Below are 15,020 nucleotides of genomic sequence, written 5' to 3' on the forward strand. Positions count from 1 at the left end.
AACTTCTGAACGCTTTGCCAGAGGAAGAATCAACTTCTTAGCGCCGTCAGCAAGGCCTGCATCTCGCCTCGCACCTCGAGTATGAGGGCCCGAAACTGCTCGACTTCGCTCGCGTCCTCCTGCTCCCGAATGGCAGTTTCCCCTAAACGGTTGCGGGCTCCGGAAATGGTGAACCCTTCCTCGTAAAGCAACTGGCGAATCCGGCGCACCAACAGCACTTCATGGTGCTGGTAATAACGCCGGTTACCCCGCCGCTTCACAGGCTTTAGCTGAGTGAACTCCTGCTCCCAATACCTCAGGACGTGCGGCTTGACACCGCACAGCTCACTCACTTCACCAATCGTGAAATAGCGCTTTGCGGGGATAGGCGGCAAAGCCGCCGGTAACTCGTCAAGGCTGCCTGCTTGCATCGCTGAGCTGCTCCACAGCGGCTTTCAGTTTCTGGCTGGCGTGAAAGGTGACGACCCGACGCGCAGTGATCGGAATTTCCTCACCAGTCTTGGGATTGCGTCCCGGCCGTTGAGGCTTGTCACGCAGCTGGAAGTTGCCGAAGCCAGACAGTTTGACGCTGTCGCCACGCTCCAGCGCGGTACGGATTTCCTCGAAGAAGCCCTCTACCATGTCCTTGGCTTCCCGCTTATTCAACCCGACGCGCTCAAACAACAAATCGGCCAGTTCCGCCTTAGTCAGGGTCACCTTCATTCTCCAGATCCACGCAAGCGCGCACCCAGAGTGCCTTCGGCGTGTTGGACGAGAGCTGCAATCGCAGCCTCAACCTCGGCGTCTTCAAGGGTTCGCTGAGTATCTTGCATCAACATCCTGAAAGCAAGGCTCTTCTTGTCAGGGTCAATGCCTTTGCCATGATAGACATCGAACAGCGCAATCTCGCGCACTATGGGAGCAGCCACTTCGCGCAGCGCCTCCAGCACCCGCGCAGCGCTCACCTCCTGGCTGACAACGAGCGCCAGATCCCTCGCTACTGCAGGCATACGGGATATCTCGGTACTGACAGGCAACTGCGCAGCCAGAAGCGCATCCAGTTCAATCTCGAACACGATGGGAGCGCTCCCGAGTTCATATGTCTGCACCCAGATCGGATGAACTTCACCGATCACGCCGACATGTCTGCCATTGAACAGAACCGATGCTGCGCGCCCAGGATGCAAGGCTGGATCTGAAAGACGTTCGAAGGTCAGCACGCCGGGAGCGAACAAGGCCTCGAGATCGCCCTTGATGTCATAGAAGTCGACACCCCTGTCTGCGGCCCCCCATTGCTCCGGCAAAGCTCCACCGGCAGCCAAGGCGGCAACCCGCACGGGCTGATGGAAACCCTGAACGGGTTCGCCATCCGCCTTGCGCTCGAAGCAGCGTCCGATCTCGAAAACACGAACGCGCGCCTGCTGCCGCTTGCGGTTGGTGGCGAGAACCAAAGCCAGACCGGGAATCAGGCTGGTACGCATCACGCCCATTTGACTGGCGATCGGGTTCGCGAGGCGGATGGGATCGGGATTTGCGCAGAAATCGCGCTCCCAAGCCTCGTCCACAAAGGAGAAGTTCACTACTTCCTGATAGCCACGTGCAGCGAGAAGGTGGCACACATCCCAAGTCGAACGTTTGCTCTCGCTCTGCTCCAGCATCATCAGAGAACCCTGGGGCGGAACGGCAGGGATATTGTCATATCCATGCAGGCGGGCCAGTTCCTCCACCAGGTCCTCCTCGATAGAGATGTCGAAGCGGAAGGACGGCGGCGAAACGAGAAGGCAATCGCCTTGCTCCTGCACCCCCAGATGCACGCGCTCCAGCAAGGCCTTCATCTGCGCATCGCTCAGCTGGACACCGAGCAGGCGACGCACCCGCGCCGGCCTGAGCACAACCGCCGGGCGTGTCGGCAGATGAGCCTCATCCAGCGCCTCCTCCACGGGACCCGCTTCGCCGCCACAGATGTCGAGGATGAGGCGGGTGGCACGCTCCATCGCCAACCGCGGCAGTTCGAAGTCCACGCCGCGCTCGAAGCGGTGGGACGCATCCGAGCCGAACCCGTAGCGGCGCGCCCGCCCGGCAATCGCTACCGGAGCGAAGAAAGCGCTCTCCAGGAAGATCTCGGTGGAATCCAGCGTTACTCCGCTTTCCTCTCCACCCATGATGCCGGCCAGCGCAAGCGGCTTGCTGTCATCCGCAATGACCAGCACATCGGCGTCCGGCATGATGGTCTGCCCATTCAGCAGCAACAGTTCCTCGCCAGCGTGCGGATAACGGACATGTATCGGGCCGCTGAGCTTGGCGTCATCGAACACATGCAACGGCTGACCCAGTTCCAGCATGACGTAGTTAGTAACGTCCACCAAGGCACTGATGGAACGGACACCGCTACGGGCGAGCCGCTGCTTCATCCATTCAGGTGTCGCAGCTTTTGCATTGACACCCCTCAACACCCGGCCGCAATAGCGGGGGCAGGCGTCGGGCGCCTCCAGCAGGACGCCACGTCGCACGTCGCTGACGGGCGTCACCGGCTCCACCGCCGGCAGCGATAGCGGATTACCTGTAATCGCCGCCACTTCGCGGGCCACCCCGGCGAGGCTCAAGCAATCCGCCCGGTTGGGCGTCAGTTTGATCGTATAGAGCGTGTCGTCGAGGCCGAGATAGTCGCGCAGATCCGCCCCGACCTTCGCGTCTACCGGTAGGACCAGGAGACCGGAATGATCGTCGGAAAAACCCAACTCGCGGCCGGAGCACAGCATCCCCGAAGACTCGACGCCGCGGAGCTTAGCGGCCTCGATGGAGAAATTGCCCGGCAACAAGGCGCCAACCGTCGCGCACGGAACAGTCAAGCCCACGGCGGCATTCGGCGCCCCGCAGACGATCTGCAGCAACTCGCCCGCGCCCACATCCACCTTGCAGACCTTGAGCTTGTCCGCGTTCGGGTGCTTCTCGGCCTCGACGATACGCGCAACAACCACGCCGGAGAACTTCGGCGCAGCCGGAGCCGCCTCCTCCACTTCCAACCCGGCCATAGTGAGGAGATGGCCCAGCGATTCGCTGTCGAGCTGCGGATCAACGAAGGACCGCAGCCAGTATTCGGAGAATTGCATGGTTCTATTACCTGAATTGACCCAGGAAACGCAGATCGCCCTCGAAGAAGAGGCGAAGATCGGTCACGCCGTAGCGCAGCATCGTCAAACGATCCGGCCCCATGCCGAATGCAAAGCCGGTATAGCGCTCCGGATCGATACCGCCAAACCGCAGCACGTTCGGATGGACCATGCCGCAGCCGGCAATCTCCAACCAGCGGCCTTCGAGAGCGCCACTCATGAAGGCGACGTCGATCTCGGCAGACGGCTCGGTAAAGGGGAAAAACGAGGGACGGAAGCGGACCTGCAGGTCTTCGGACTCAAAGAACTTGCGCAGGAAGTCGGCAATAACCCCCTTCAGATCAGCGAAGCTGACCTTCTCGCCGATCCACAACCCTTCCACCTGGTGGAACATGGGCGAATGCGTCGCATCCGAGTCCACCCGATAAACGCGGCCCGGCGCAATAATGCGCAGTTCCGGCATGGAGTCGAGGTGGCCGAAGCGCGCCACATGCGCCTGCATGGCACGGACCTGAACGGGGCTGGTGTGGGTGCGCAGCAGGACTTCGTCCTGGCCCTCGAGATAGAAGGTGTCGTGCATCGACCTCGCAGGGTGATTCTCGGGAGTATTCAGCGCAGTGAAATTGTGCCAGTCGGTCTCGATCTCCGGCCCGTCGACTGCCACGAAACCGATGGAGCCAAACAGGCGCTCGATCCGCTCCAGCGTCCGGCTGACCGGATGCAGCCCACCCGGTGCCGCGCCCCTGCCTGGAAGCGTCACGTCCAGCGCTTCTGCAGCAAGCTGAGCCAGCAGCGCCGCTTCTCGCAGCGCTTGGCGCCTCGCCTCCAGCGCCCGCTCTATCGCTTCCTTGACCCGGTTGATTGCAGCGCCGGCCTCTCGCCTAGCCTCGGGGTCCAGCTTTCCCAAACCTTTCAGGCGCTCGGTCAGGGAACCGCTCTTGCCCAGGTAACGCGCCTTGGCCTGCTCCAGCTGGGCACTGTCCGCCGCCGCGGCAAACTCGCTCTCGGCCTGTTGAATCAGTTGATCCAGGTTGTCCATTTCACTGCCATGCGGAAATCAGAAAAAAAAAGGAGGCTAGGCCTCCTTTTTTGGCGCTGCGTCAGCTTACGCAGCCAGTTTGGCCTTGGCTTGCTCGGCGAGCGCGGCAAAAGCCGGCTTATCGAACACAGCCAGATCGGCCAGCACTTTACGGTCCACTTCAACCGCCGCTTTCTTCAGGCCGTTCATGAAGGTGCTGTAGGTCAGGCCCAACTCACGGGCAGCCGCGTTGATACGCGCGATCCACAGGGTGCGGAACTGACGCTTGCGCTGACGACGGTCACGGTAGGCGTACTGACCGGCCTTCATCACCGCCTGCTTGGCGATGCGATATACGTTCTTGCGACGGCCGCGATAACCCTTGGCCTGGTCCAGCACCTTCTTGTGGCGGGCGCGGGCGACTACACCACGTTTGACTCTGGGCATGGTGGTCTCCTATCAGGCGTAAGGCAGCATGGCGCGGATCAGCTTCTCATCGGCGGCGTGAACTTCAGTCATGCCGCGCAGCTGGCGCTTGCTCTTGGTGGTTTTCTTGGTGAGGATGTGGCGCTTGAACGCTTGGGACCGCTTGATCCCACCGCTGGAGCGGACCTTGAACCGCTTGGCGGCCCCGCTCTTGGTCTTCATCTTGGGCATTGCTAAGACTCCGTGTTTATGAATGCCGCCAGGTAGCGCTCAACCTCAGCACTTTTTAATACCTGACACCACTTGTTTTCCAAGACCTTTTCGGCCTCGGTATCACCCGATACTGCCGGGGATTGCTGCTACCGCCTTTCAGCGATTCTTTTTCGGCGCAATGATCATGATCATCTGGCGCCCTTCCATCTTCGGCATCTGCTCGACCTGGCCCAACTCCTCCAAATCAACTTTGATGCGCTCAAGCTGCCGCAAGCCGAATTCCTGATGCGCCATCTCGCGCCCACGGAAACGCAAGGTCACCTTGCACTTGTCGCCCTCTTCCAGGAAACGCTTCAGATTGCGCAACTTGATCTGGTAGTCATTCTCGTCGGTACCCGGCCGGAGCTTGACCTCCTTGACTTGCACCTGCTTCTGCTTGAGTCGGGCCTCATGGGCCTTTTTCTGTTCCTGATACTTGAACTTGCCGTAGTCCATCACACGACAGACCGGCGGCTTTGCCATCGGCGCGATCTCAACGAGATCCAAGCCGGCCTCTTCGGCCACACTCAGGGCTGCATTCAGGGAAACAATGCCGAGCTGCTCGCCGTCATCACCGACCAGCCGGACTTCGGGCGCGTTGATTTCCCCGTTGACGCGCTGCTTCTTCTCTTGAGCGATGGTTCAGTTCTCCACGAAAACCAATATCAGACCGCAGCGGACTTCGCGTCAATTTCGCGATGCCAGCGCTCGATCAGCGAATCGAGGGACATTTGGCCAAGATCCTGGCCGCCTCGGGCGCGCACTGCGACGACGCCAGCTGCCTTTTCTTTTTCGCCTACGACGATCTGATATGGCAGCTTGTGCACGCTATGTTCGCGGATTTTATAGTTTATCTTTTCGTTGCGCAAATCCGCCTCTACGCGGAAACCCGCGACCTTCAAGCGATTCACCACGTCTTTCGCATAGGCGGCCTGGCCTTCCGAGATGTTCATCACCACGCCATGCACCGGGCTCAGCCACAACGGCAGCGCACCAGCGTAATTCTCGATGAGAATCCCGATGAAGCGCTCCAGCGAACCCAGAATGGCGCGATGGAGCATGACCGGATAGCGCTTGGCATTGTCCTCGGCTACGTATTCCGCCCCCAGGCGCACTGGCAGATTGAAGTCGAGCTGCAGCGTGCCACACTGCCACACCCGCCCCAGGCAATCCTTCAGCGAGAACTCGATCTTGGGGCCGTAGAACGCCCCCTCACCCGGCTGCAAATCGTAGGCAAGGCCCTGGGCATCAAGCGCAGAAGCCAGCGCCGCCTCGGCCTCGTCCCACTGCTCATCGGTGCCCACCCGCTTTTCTGGCCTGGTGGACAGCTTGACCTGAACGTCGGTAAAGCCGAAGTCCGCATACACCTTCTGCAGCAGGCGGATGAACTCGGCAGCCTCGTCCTGCACCTGCTCTTCGGCGCAAAAGATATGCGCGTCGTCCTGGACGAAGTTGCGCACGCGCATGATGCCGTGCAGCGAGCCGGACGGCTCGTTGCGATGACAGGAACCGAACTCGGCCATGCGTAGCGGCAGATCGCGGTAGCTCTTCAGGCCCTGGTTGAAGATCTGGATGTGGCACGGGCAATTCATCGGCTTCACCGCGTAATCCCGCTTTTCGGACTGCGTGGTGAACATCAGGTCGGAGTACATTCCCCAGTGGCCAGACTTTTCCCACAGGGAGCGATCGACGATCTGCGGCGTCTTCACTTCTTGATAGCCGTGCTCATAGATGGTCTTCCGCAGGTATTGCTCGACCTGCTGCCACAGCGTCCAACCCTTGGCGTGCCAGAACACCATGCCCGGCGCCTCTTCCTGAATGTGGAAGAGATCGAGTTGCCGGCCGAGCTTGCGGTGATCGCGCTTCTCCGCCTCCTCCAGCATGTGGAGGTAGGCTTCCAGCTCTTCCTTCTTCGCCCAGGCGGTACCGTATATACGCTGCAGCATCTCGTTCCTGGAGTCGCCACGCCAATAGGCGCCAGCAACCTTGGTCAGCTTGAAGACCTTCAGCCTGGCCGTGGAAGGCACATGCGGCCCACGGCACAAGTCGACGAAATCGCCCTGGCGATACAGGGAAACGTCCTCGCCCTCAGGGATGGACGCGATGATCTCCGCCTTGTAGTTCTCGCCAATGGACTTGAAGAAGGCCACGGCTTCGTCACGCGGCCTAACCTCGCGAACCACGGGGATCGCGCGCTGGACGATCTCGGCCATGCGACGCTCGATCGCCTCCAGATCCTCAGGCGTGAATGGCCGCTTATAGGCGAAGTCGTAGTAGAAGCCACTCTCGATCACTGGCCCGATCGTGACCTGAGCCTCAGGGAACAACTCCTTGACCGCATGCGCCAGCAGGTGAGCCGTCGAATGGCGGATGATATCGACACCCTCTTCGCCCCTGTCGGTCACGATAGCCAACTGGGCATCCGCGTCGATACGATGCGACAGGTCCACCAACTTTCCATCGACCCGGCCAGCCAGCGAGGCCTTCGCCAAGCCCGCCCCAATGGAGGCGGCAACCTCGCCCACGGTCACAGGATGATCGAAGCTGCGGATGGATCCATCAGGAAGCGTAATGTTCGGCATGAGATTTAGGCCTCTGCGTATTCTTTGCGGCGAAGAATCAAAACTGGGCCACGCGGCGAGTGGACGAAAAAAAAGTGCGGTCGGAACCGCACTTTTTTAAGCAGACAGCGGAACCCGATCTTTTTTAGTTTCCGGCAATAAAGCAAGTTCGGAACATTGCGATCGAATCCCAAATGTTGGTAGGCGCGATTGGACTCGAACCAACGACCCCCACCATGTCAAGGTGGTGCTCTAACCAGCTGAGCTACGCGCCTGCTAAGAGCGGTGAATTATAGAGAAGTCGCCAACGATGTCAAACTCTTTTTAATTTTTCATCTTGGTAAAGACGAAGAGGAGGATAACGGCCCCAACCACCGCGCCAACGAAGCCCGCTGTCTCGCCCACACGGTAAACCCCCAGGAATTGCCCGCCATAGGTCGCCACCATGGCGCCCGCTATCCCCAGCAACGTCGTCATGAACAACCCCAGGCGATCCCGCCCGGGATGTAGCAGGCGTGCAATCAACCCCACGATCAGGCCAATCAGAATCGTGCCGATGACAGACATCTTCCCTACCCCTCTACTCTGGGCCAGGCGGCGAGAAAAGCTTTCCAATGAGGCGCTTCCTGCCGCTCCAGCAGATCTCTGACTACCGCAAGCTCCTGCGCCCAGGCGGCTTGGTCGAGCACGCCCCTCATGCGCTGGAAGCCAAGATAGACGAGGTAAGTGTTCACCACGTCCGTTTCACAGTAATCCCGGATTTCCGCTGCACGCCCCTCCTGCCACGCCTGCCACACAGCGGAGCCATCCATGCCCAGCTTTCCCGGAAAGCCCATGAGCTTCGCCAACTCGTCCAGGGGGGCATTCGCCCGCGGCTGATAGAGCGCCAACAAGTCCATCAAATCGAGATGGCGGGAGTGGTAACGACCAATATAGTTGTTCCACTTGAAATCGCGCGAGTCATTGTAATCACCCTCTCCCTGGTCCCAATAACGTGGCGCGGACACGCCGTGCATCAGGCCGCGGTAGTGCAGCACCGGCAGATCGAACCCTCCCCCATTCCAGGACACGATCTGGGGGGTAAAGCGCTCGACGCCGTCGAAAAAACGCTGAATGATCTCGCCCTCATTGCAGTCGGGCTCGGCCAGCGAAAACACGCGAAACTGGCTGGCATCCCGGAAAGCGCAAGAGATGGTGACGACGCGCTGCAGGTGATGCTGCAGGAAATCCGTCCCATTCGACGCCCTGCGCTGCTGAAAGGCGAACTCGGCAACCTCGTAATCGGTGAGTTCCGCTGGCAGATCGTTCAGCGCACGGATACCGGCGACATCCGGGATCGTTTCAATATCGAAGACCAGTACCGGCATTACTTCCGCACCCAGTTTCCATCTTGCTGTATCCACCATCCCGCCCGCGCGCGCTCGGCCCAGCGTCCAGCGAAGGTCCTGCGGACGTCGGCCTCCCACTCGGGATGGCCGTTGGCGCGAGCGATCTCCCGGTAGAGCGCGCTGCGGTCGGCATTTTCAGCAGCGACCAGCGCAGTGGCCTGCGCCCGTTGTGCCAGCGGGACCGCGCTCGCGTCCCGCACCGCCACGCCGCCGTCTGTCGTCTGACCAAGCGCGCCGCTGTCGTACAGCGGCGCCAGCTGCGCATGCCGCTCCTGCATGGAGCGTTTCAATGCGCTGATCGCCGGCGATGAAACGTCGAGGTTGCCTTGGGCAAGCACCAGTGAAGCCCCCAGCAGCAATACCACCGACAGCCATTTCAGAGCTTTCATTTCTCCCCTCCTCGATCCGGCACAGCCTCCTTCTTCTCCGGGGGCGATGCCTGCCAGACCTCGTCGATGATTTTGTCGGCGGCCTTCTCGGCTGCTGCGGCGGGAAAATAGATATTGATGGTCACGCAAGCGGCAACGCCTGACATCACGGCGATCGCCAGCCCCGTGCGCACAAGAAGGGGCATGAAGGAACTCCTCGCGTCTTGATTGGCGGCCGCTGGCCGCATGGGCGTGAGCCCGGATTCAATCGGTGACCACAGATGCTCCCTCTGCAATCACCCGCTGCAACCGGCTGACGAGTTCGTCCCAGTCAACGCGCGGATTGTAGCCGATGACATCCAGGGCAGGCAGGCCACCGCCCTGCACGATCAGGAAGCTACCATCGCCCCTCGAAGATAGACCGCTCATGCTGCAGACGCCCTCCTTCAGCACGCAACCCAGGGCCAGATCGCGGTAACCAAAGTCGCGGAAGAGCCCGAGCAAGCCGCGCTGGATGGCCGCCACAGCCCCTCCACCACCAAGCGCGGCGAGATCCTCCACCGCGCGCTGACTGATCCGCCGGGGATAGTTGCCCGGGCTGCTGTAGAGCCGCGCGTCGAAGGCCACCGGACGCCATCGGCTCAATTCCAGACCAGTGATATCCGCATCCACGAAGCCGGCAACACTGCCGAAACTGAAAGTCTCCGTGAGCTGGGCGAGGTCGATATGCCTCAGTTCCACATCGGCCTGCAAGCGCGAGCTTGCTCCAAGGGGCTCCAGTATCCGCAGCCCGGTCGCCTGCAGGTAACCATCGAAGACGGACACGACCAGCGCTCCATCCAGCGTAATCTCGCCCGGACGAAAGCCAAGCCCCGGCACCGAGGCGGCCAGTACCCCGTTCATCAGCGGCAATCCAAGCGCCTCGGTTAGCAGGCGGACGGACAGCGGCTCTATCACAACCGACCCCGCCCCCAGCCACTGCCCTGCTTGCCGCCGGACATGCACGTCATCGAATACGACAGCGCCATCCAGCAGCGGGATGGCGGTGCGCCCCAGTCGTAGCGTTCCATCCCTGGCCTCGACCGGCATGGAAAACCGCCCCAACGACAGGCGCTCCCAACGCCCTTCCCCCACCGACAATTCGCCGCTGGCCTCGCCCGCCATGCGCCAGGGCAGATAACCGTTCACGGGTCCGAAGGCGAACCCTTCGCCGCCTGCGCCGGCCTCCATGCCAAAGCTCGCCTCTTCGAGGACGAAATCAGCAGCGAGCAACTCGCCATCCGCCCATTCCAGCCCGGCAGCCAGACGTCCACCGAAATTGACTGCCTCCCGATTCGCCGGTGCCACCAATGGAGCGATCCAGGTCGGCCCCAGCACCGCCAATTCGCCCCCGGCTAGCGAGAAGGAGAAGCGCTCCAGGCGCTGGCCGCCCAAGGAGAAAACCGCCGAAACCGCCAGCTGCGCCACTCCGGGCATCTGGAGCACCGCCTCGGTGAGCTCCAGGCGATCGGCGCCCAACCAACCATGGGCATTCATGCTCCACGGCAGGGCCTGGATAAAGAAAGGGTCGAGATAAGCCTGGCCTGCCATCCAGGACAAATCCGCGGTCCAGCCCCAACCTTGCCGCTCCGGCCGCGCCTCCAAGGAAAAGGTCAATTCCAGGTCTTCTGCCGCCTGCAGCCCGGTCTGGCTGGAGAAGCCCGCCTCGCGCAGGCTCCCTTGGGCCTTCAGGGCGCCGTTGCGATATACCCCCTTGGCGCTCATGCTACCCGTGGGCGCCCAAGCCGCGAGCGCTGGCCACCACCGGCTCACCTTGGAGAGGGAAAGGTTGTCGAGGAGAAACCGCAGTTCGCCCCCAGACGACATGGCGGCCTTCAAGTGCCCGCCATCCTCCAGGGCGATTTCGATATCGCCCGCCTGGCGCTCCAGATCGAGGGAGAAGGAAAATGCCAGCGCTGCCTTGCCTTCAGCAAAACTCAATTCGCCGCGCGAACATTTCAGCTGCGTCCCCTGCAGCGAGGCTGCCGCGCACTGCAGACGCACGTCGCGCCACTGCTGCCCAGCGATCTCGAGATGCCCGGCCCTGGCGACAAGTCGCCCGTTGCGGACATCGTAGGCCAGCTCCAGCCCAGCCAAGCCCAGGCCAGGGCGCGAAAACTCGCCCAACGACAAACTGAAGGAGTCGGCTGCAGGCACCATCGCCCAGCCGGAGGGCCAGACGAGCACCAGTGCGAAGGCAAGCGCAGCCCCCCAAGGCCGCGCTCCGCAGCGCCGTTCAGGCGGGGAAAACACCCGTAGACAGATAGCGATCACCGCGATCGCAGACGATGGAAACGATGACGGCGTTCTCCAGCTCGGCCGCCAGCCGCAGCGCCACATGCATCGCGCCGCCGGAGGAGATGCCAGCGAAGATGCCTTCCTCACGGGCAAGCCGGCGCGTCATCTCCTCCGCATCAGCCTGGCTGACGTACTCCAGGCTGTCCACCCGAGGCTTTTCGTAGATCCTGGGCAGATAGGCTTCTGGCCACTTGCGGATGCCGGGAATCTGGGAGCCTTCTTCCGGCTGGCAGCCGATGATCTGGATCGCCGGATTCTTCTCCTTGAGGTAGCGGGAAGTCCCCATGATGGTGCCGGTGGTGCCCATCGAACTGATGAAATGAGTGATCGTGCCGCCGGTTTGCGACCACAATTCCGGCCCGGTGCCTTCATAGTGGGCCAGCGGATTATCCGCGTTGGCGAACTGGTCGAGGATGATGCCCTTACCTTCGTCGCGCATACGCTCGGCCACATCCCGCGCCATCTCCATGCCGCCTTCCTTGGGCGTGAGCACCAGTTCGGCGCCGAAGGCGCGCATGGTCTGGCGGCGTTCCACGCTCTGGTTCTCCGGCATCACCAGGATCATCTTGTAACCCCGGATCGCCGCCGCCATGGCGAGCGCAATGCCGGTATTCCCGCTGGTTGCCTCGATCAGGGTGTCGCCGGGGCGGATATCGTCCCGGGCCTCGGCGCGGACGATCATCGACAAGGCCGGGCGATCCTTGACCGATCCCGCCGGGTTGTTGCCTTCCAGTTTGGCGAGGATCACGTTATTCCGGCCCGCACTAATCCGCTTCAAGCGCACCAGCGGTGTATCGCCGACATAATCCTCGAGAGTCTTGAATTCCATTTTCTTGCGCTTCCGGTTGGGGATCTCATGTTAATACCGCGCGGAGCGGCGGCAAAACCGCCCCAGCCGGAACAGGCTCACGCAAGCATCACGCCATCATGGGCGCGCAAGCCTTGCGGCCCGGGAGCCTCGACACGCTGCGGGAATCCGACAAGCCAGCCCCGCTTGTCGCACACCCGCCGCGCGCCACCAGCGCCTCAACGCCGGCCGATACCGTGGTACTCCAGCCCGCTCTCGCGCATCACCGCCGGGTCATACATGTTGCGGCCATCGAACAGCACCGGCTGGCGCAACAGGCCGCGGATCCTATCGAAGTCCGGGCTGCGGAACTCCTTCCACTCGGTGACGATCACCAGCGCATCCGCCTCCTCCAGCGCCTTCATCGGGCGGTCGACATAGCTCAGGCGAGCCTCGTCACCGAAGATGCGGCGCGTCTCGTCCATCGCCACCGGATCGTAGGCCGCCACGGTTGCCCCGCGCCTGAACAACTCGGCGATGATGACCCGGCTGGGCGCCTCGCGCATATCGTCGGTATTCGGCTTGAAGGCCAGGCCCCACAGGGCAAAACGACGCCCGGAAAGGTCATCGCCAAAGCGGGCGACGATCTTGTCTATCAGCACATGCTTCTGCGCCTCATTGGCGTCTTCCACCGCGCCCAGCACCTTCAGCTTGTGACCGTGCTCGTCCGCAGTCTTGATCAGCGCCTTCACATCCTTGGGGAAGCAGGAGCCACCGTAGCCGCAGCCTGCATAGAGGAAATGCCAGCCGATGCGGGGATCCGAGCCTATTCCCTGCCGCACCAACTCGATGTCCGCGCCCAGCGTCTCGGCCAGGTTGGCCAACTCGTTCATGAAGCTGATACGGGTGGCGAGCATCGCATTCGCGGCGTACTTGGTCAGTTCGGCCGAACGCACGTCCATGAACACCAGCTTGTCGTGGTTACGCTGGAAAGGGGCATACAGTTGGCGCATGGACTCGATCGCCCGCTCATCCTCGGCACCGACGACGATGCGATCCGGCCGCATGAAGTCCTCCACCGCCGCCCCTTCCTTCAGGAACTCCGGGTTGGAGACCACCGAGAACGGAAGATCGGCACTGCGCTTGGAAAGCTCTTCGGCAATCGCAGCCTTGACCTTGTCGCCGGTACCCACCGGCACGGTGGATTTATCGACAATGACCCGATAACCGTCCATGTAACGGCCGATGTTGCGCGCGGCTGCCAGCACGTACTGCAGATCCGCCGAGCCGTCCTCGTCCGGGGGAGTGCCCACCGCGATGAACTGCACCGCGCCATGCGCCACCGCGCGCTCGATATCGGTGGTGAAGCTCAAGCGGCCAGCGGCCACGTTACGGCGCACGATCTCCAGCAAGCCAGGCTCGTGGATGGGGATTCCGCCTTCCTCAAGGATGCGGATCTTGCCAGCGTCCACATCCAGGCACAGCACGTCGTTGCCTACATCGGCCAGGCAAGCGCCACTCACCAGCCCAACATAACCGGTTCCCACCACAGTGATCTTCATGAGCACTCCCGAGGTTCAGAGATAAATCGGACAGGCATGGCCGAAATACGGCCAATCAGGGCGTGAGATCGAACTCTTCGGTACGCCTGGGCGGATAGGTCTCCCATCCACCGCATGCCGGGCAGCGCCAATGAAACTGCCGCGCCTTGAAGCCGCAAGCGTCGCAGCGATAGCGCGCGACCTTGCGGGTATGACCGTGGATGAGCTGCTTGACCAGTTCGATATCGCTACGCTGCTCGGCCGGTGCAGCCAAGAGTGCGGCCTCCAGCAGCTTGTCCAGCCCGAGCAAGGTGGGATTACGTTTCAGTTCTTCCCGCACCAGGTCGTAGGCAGCCTTCGGCCCCTGCTTCTCCAGTTCCCAATGGAAGAGCTCGTCCAGCAGATCCAGGGATGCATGACGCTCCAGCCAGGCTTTGAGCAACTGATGCCCCTGCTCGACCCGCCCCAGGCGGCCGTAGGCATCCATGATGCGTTCTGCCGCCAGCGCGAGATAGACCGGATCCTGGCTCTCGATCCTCTTCCAGGTCTCCAGGGCCTCTTCATCCCGTCCTTCCGCCGCCAGCACGTCGCCCAATAGCAAGCTGGCCCGCACGCAACGACGGTTGATTGAGAACGCCTCCTCCACCTGACGCCGGACTTCGTCATACCGTGAATCCGCCAGGGCGGAAGCGGCCAGCTCACAATGAAAGTTGGCCACTTCCCGACGCCACATCAAACCCTCGTGATCCGGCAGGGCACCCGCAACCTCAATGGCCTTGGCCCAGTCCTTCTCCTGCTGGTAGATCTCCAACAGGTAACGCAGCGCCATGTCTTTCTCGCGCGTATCGCGCAGTTTCAGGAAAACCGCCTCGGCACGGTCCAGCAAGCCTGCCTTGAGGAAATCCTGCCCAAGTTCGGCGAGCGCCTGCAGGCGCTGATCCTCGTTCAGATCCTCTCGATCCACCAGGATCTGATGCATGCGGATCGCCCTGTCAGTCTCGCCCCGACGCCGGAACAGGCTGCCCAGTGCGAAGTGCAACTCAATGGTCTGTGGGTCGATTCGCACCGCTTCGATGAAGGCATCGATGGCCTTGTCCTGCTGTTCATTCAGCAGAAAATTAAGACCAGCGAAATAGGAGCGCGGCAGTGCCCGCGACTCCTTGACGACCTGCTTGATATCAATACGCGCCGCCAGCCAGCCAAGGGCAAAGAACAGCGGCAGCGCAAGCAGCCACCAGAATTCGATTTCCATT

At 61.7% G+C, this 15,020-nt stretch carries 16 protein-coding genes and 1 tRNA gene; all 17 read right to left on the reverse strand.

Translation table 11 applies throughout. The features are described from left to right. Positions 1–29 precede the first annotated feature (29 nt). The 17 genes from C7389_RS14580 to lapB all read right to left on the reverse strand — a co-directional run bounded on the left by C7389_RS14580 (position 30) and on the right by lapB (position 15,019). Positions 30–410, reverse strand: a complete 381-nt coding sequence (locus C7389_RS14580; protein ID WP_133592725.1) for a MerR family transcriptional regulator — start codon at positions 408–410, stop codon at positions 30–32. After that, entirely contained in the window at positions 391–702 is a 312-nt protein-coding gene (locus C7389_RS14585) for an integration host factor subunit alpha (protein WP_133592727.1), read from the reverse strand. Before C7389_RS14585 ends, C7389_RS14580 begins: the two co-directional genes overlap by 20 nt. Then, positions 699–3,089 (reverse strand): phenylalanine--tRNA ligase subunit beta, encoded by a 2,391-nt coding sequence (gene pheT / locus C7389_RS14590; protein WP_133592729.1) that lies wholly within the window; start codon positions 3,087–3,089, stop codon positions 699–701. The genes C7389_RS14585 and pheT overlap by 4 nt, the downstream gene beginning before the upstream one ends. 7 nt (positions 3,090–3,096) lie before the next feature. Further along, positions 3,097–4,128 (reverse strand): phenylalanine--tRNA ligase subunit alpha, encoded by a 1,032-nt coding sequence (pheS, locus tag C7389_RS14595; RefSeq protein WP_133592731.1) that lies wholly within the window; start codon positions 4,126–4,128, stop codon positions 3,097–3,099. A gap of 66 nt (positions 4,129–4,194) precedes the next feature. Further along, entirely contained in the window at positions 4,195–4,554 is a 360-nt protein-coding gene (gene rplT / locus C7389_RS14600) for a 50S ribosomal protein L20 (protein ID WP_133592734.1), read from the reverse strand. A gap of 12 nt (positions 4,555–4,566) precedes the next feature. Beyond that, on the reverse strand, positions 4,567–4,764 hold the full coding sequence (rpmI, locus tag C7389_RS14605; protein ID WP_076602261.1) for a 50S ribosomal protein L35: 198 nt from the start codon (positions 4,762–4,764) through the stop codon (positions 4,567–4,569). Positions 4,765–4,902: 138 nt separating this feature from the next. Then, complete coding sequence (gene infC / locus C7389_RS14610; RefSeq protein ID WP_133592736.1) at positions 4,903–5,424, reverse strand: translation initiation factor IF-3; 522 nt, start codon at positions 5,422–5,424, stop codon at positions 4,903–4,905. 26 nt (positions 5,425–5,450) lie between these two features. Further along, positions 5,451–7,367, reverse strand: coding sequence for a threonine--tRNA ligase (gene thrS / locus C7389_RS14615; RefSeq protein WP_133592738.1), 1,917 nt, complete (start codon positions 7,365–7,367; stop codon positions 5,451–5,453). A gap of 177 nt (positions 7,368–7,544) precedes the next feature. Next, positions 7,545–7,621, reverse strand: a tRNA-Val gene (locus C7389_RS14620). 49 nt (positions 7,622–7,670) lie between these two features. Beyond that, on the reverse strand, positions 7,671–7,913 hold the full coding sequence (locus C7389_RS14625) for a GlsB/YeaQ/YmgE family stress response membrane protein (protein WP_133592740.1): 243 nt from the start codon (positions 7,911–7,913) through the stop codon (positions 7,671–7,673). 5 nt (positions 7,914–7,918) lie between these two features. After that, positions 7,919–8,713 carry a 3'-5' exonuclease gene (locus C7389_RS14630; protein ID WP_133592742.1) on the reverse strand — a complete coding sequence of 265 codons (795 nt, stop codon included), beginning with the start codon at positions 8,711–8,713 and terminating at the stop codon, positions 7,919–7,921. Next, positions 8,713–9,123 (reverse strand): YdbL family probable chaperone protein, encoded by a 411-nt coding sequence (locus C7389_RS14635; RefSeq protein ID WP_133592744.1) that lies wholly within the window; start codon positions 9,121–9,123, stop codon positions 8,713–8,715. The genes C7389_RS14630 and C7389_RS14635 overlap by 1 nt, the downstream gene beginning before the upstream one ends. Beyond that, entirely contained in the window at positions 9,120–9,308 is a 189-nt protein-coding gene (locus tag C7389_RS14640) for a hypothetical protein (RefSeq protein ID WP_133592746.1), read from the reverse strand. Before C7389_RS14640 ends, C7389_RS14635 begins: the two co-directional genes overlap by 4 nt. A gap of 58 nt (positions 9,309–9,366) precedes the next feature. After that, positions 9,367–11,301 (reverse strand): hypothetical protein, encoded by a 1,935-nt coding sequence (locus tag C7389_RS14645; protein ID WP_133592748.1) that lies wholly within the window; start codon positions 11,299–11,301, stop codon positions 9,367–9,369. 76 nt (positions 11,302–11,377) lie between these two features. Further along, on the reverse strand, positions 11,378–12,268 hold the full coding sequence (gene cysM / locus C7389_RS14650; RefSeq protein WP_133592751.1) for a cysteine synthase CysM: 891 nt from the start codon (positions 12,266–12,268) through the stop codon (positions 11,378–11,380). A gap of 197 nt (positions 12,269–12,465) precedes the next feature. Further along, positions 12,466–13,788 carry a UDP-glucose dehydrogenase family protein gene (locus C7389_RS14655; RefSeq protein ID WP_133592753.1) on the reverse strand — a complete coding sequence of 441 codons (1,323 nt, stop codon included), beginning with the start codon at positions 13,786–13,788 and terminating at the stop codon, positions 12,466–12,468. 55 nt (positions 13,789–13,843) lie between these two features. Next, positions 13,844–15,019, reverse strand: a complete 1,176-nt coding sequence (gene lapB, locus C7389_RS14660) for a lipopolysaccharide assembly protein LapB (RefSeq protein WP_133592754.1) — start codon at positions 15,017–15,019, stop codon at positions 13,844–13,846. Position 15,020: the final 1 nt, after the last annotated feature.

The sequence above is a fragment of the Azoarcus indigens genome, from assembly GCF_004361735.1.
In the GTDB taxonomy this organism is placed as follows: domain Bacteria; phylum Pseudomonadota; class Gammaproteobacteria; order Burkholderiales; family Rhodocyclaceae; genus Azoarcus; species Azoarcus indigens.

What these genes read in the sequence shown, in the direction of transcription:
- thrS (WP_133592738.1), bottom strand. Translation starts at nt 7,367, where the DNA reads ATGCCGAACATTACGCTTCCTGATGGATCCATCCGCAGCTTCGATCAT.
- lapB (WP_133592754.1), bottom strand. Translation starts at nt 15,019, where the DNA reads ATGGAAATCGAATTCTGGTGGCTGCTTGCGCTGCCGCTGTTCTTTGCC.
- C7389_RS14635 (WP_133592744.1), bottom strand. Translation starts at nt 9,123, where the DNA reads ATGAAAGCTCTGAAATGGCTGTCGGTGGTATTGCTGCTGGGGGCTTCA.
- C7389_RS14655 (WP_133592753.1), bottom strand. Translation starts at nt 13,788, where the DNA reads ATGAAGATCACTGTGGTGGGAACCGGTTATGTTGGGCTGGTGAGTGGC.
- pheS (WP_133592731.1), bottom strand. Translation starts at nt 4,128, where the DNA reads ATGGACAACCTGGATCAACTGATTCAACAGGCCGAGAGCGAGTTTGCC.
- rpmI (WP_076602261.1), bottom strand. Translation starts at nt 4,764, where the DNA reads ATGCCCAAGATGAAGACCAAGAGCGGGGCCGCCAAGCGGTTCAAGGTC.
- pheT (WP_133592729.1), bottom strand. Translation starts at nt 3,089, where the DNA reads ATGCAATTCTCCGAATACTGGCTGCGGTCCTTCGTTGATCCGCAGCTC.
- C7389_RS14630 (WP_133592742.1), bottom strand. Translation starts at nt 8,713, where the DNA reads ATGCCGGTACTGGTCTTCGATATTGAAACGATCCCGGATGTCGCCGGT.
- cysM (WP_133592751.1), bottom strand. Translation starts at nt 12,268, where the DNA reads ATGGAATTCAAGACTCTCGAGGATTATGTCGGCGATACACCGCTGGTG.
- C7389_RS14585 (WP_133592727.1), bottom strand. Translation starts at nt 702, where the DNA reads ATGAAGGTGACCCTGACTAAGGCGGAACTGGCCGATTTGTTGTTTGAG.
- C7389_RS14625 (WP_133592740.1), bottom strand. Translation starts at nt 7,913, where the DNA reads ATGTCTGTCATCGGCACGATTCTGATTGGCCTGATCGTGGGGTTGATT.
- C7389_RS14580 (WP_133592725.1), bottom strand. Translation starts at nt 410, where the DNA reads ATGCAAGCAGGCAGCCTTGACGAGTTACCGGCGGCTTTGCCGCCTATC.
- rplT (WP_133592734.1), bottom strand. Translation starts at nt 4,554, where the DNA reads ATGCCCAGAGTCAAACGTGGTGTAGTCGCCCGCGCCCGCCACAAGAAG.
- C7389_RS14640 (WP_133592746.1), bottom strand. Translation starts at nt 9,308, where the DNA reads ATGCCCCTTCTTGTGCGCACGGGGCTGGCGATCGCCGTGATGTCAGGC.
- C7389_RS14645 (WP_133592748.1), bottom strand. Translation starts at nt 11,301, where the DNA reads ATGGTGCCTGCAGCCGACTCCTTCAGTTTGTCGTTGGGCGAGTTTTCG.